At 35.9% G+C, this 1,035-nt stretch carries 2 pseudogenes; both read left to right on the top strand.

From position 1 onward, the window contains the following. Positions 1-186 precede the first annotated feature (186 nt). A pseudogene (locus AC973_RS03235) lies at positions 187-936 on the top strand (AraC family transcriptional regulator); the annotation flags it as partial. 6 nt (positions 937-942) lie between these two features. Continuing rightward, a pseudogene (locus tag AC973_RS10095) lies at positions 943-1,035 on the top strand (IS3 family transposase); the annotation flags it as partial.

Below are 1,035 nucleotides of genomic sequence, written 5' to 3'. Positions count from 1 at the left end.
GGGTATAATTGCACTTTAATCGTTTTCGTTAACTGCATCTTATCACCTCTTTTCTCTTAATAAATTATACCATCTATTTAGAGAAAACATAAACAATAACCTAGTAAAATCAACAAAAAGAGCTGTCTATTTCGCTAATTCCTCCTGGGTATCAATACCTAGGTTTCCTTAGCTGACAGCTTGTAAATGAATAATGCATTGACATATATTGAAGAGCACCTAACAGAAGAAATTGACTATAGTGAAGTATCTAAAATTGCCTACTGTTCAGAGTATCATTTTAAGCGGATGTTTTCATTTTTAGCTGGCATAGGTTTATCAGAATATATTCGGAGAAAAAGACTGTCATTGGCTGCAATTGATTTGAAAGATACGAATTTAAGAATAATTGATGTAGCCGTCAAATATGGCTATAATTCGGCTGATTCATTTTCCCGTGCTTTTCATTCCCTGCATGGTATTCTCCCTTCTGAGGCAAGGAGTGAGAATACACAATTAAAAGCTTATCCACGAATGACCTTTCAATTATCAATTAAAGGAGGATGCGAAATGAACTATCGTATTGTTGAGAAAGAGTCGTTTAAGTTAGTAGGATTTAAGAAGAGAGTCCCAATTATTTTTGAAGGTGTCAATCAAGAGATTGCACAAATGAACGAATTTTTAACACCGGAGGTTATTAAACAATTAAAAGCAATCTCAAATGTAGAACCAATGGGTATTATTAGTGCTTCCACTAATTTTTCAGAAGGAAGAATGGAAGAAAAGGGCGAGTTGGATCATTACATCGGGGTAGCAATTTCAGGTGATGAAATAGCAGAATTTGATGTATTAAAAATTGATGCTTGTACCTGGGCAGTATTTGAATCGATTGGACCATTCCCAGAGACACTTCAAAATGTATGGGGTAGAATATACTCAGAGTGGTTTCCGTCTTCAAGTTATGAGTTATTTGACTATGTCAATTGGTGGAACCACCTTCGGTTGCACGGTACACTTGGCTACGAGACACCGGTTGGTTACCGTAACCAGAAATTG

The organism is Carnobacterium sp. 1290_CSPC, assembly GCF_001053265.1.
Taxonomy (GTDB): domain Bacteria; phylum Bacillota; class Bacilli; order Lactobacillales; family Aerococcaceae; genus Aerococcus; species Aerococcus urinaeequi.
This window is presented reverse-complemented; position numbering and strand designations above follow the sequence as displayed.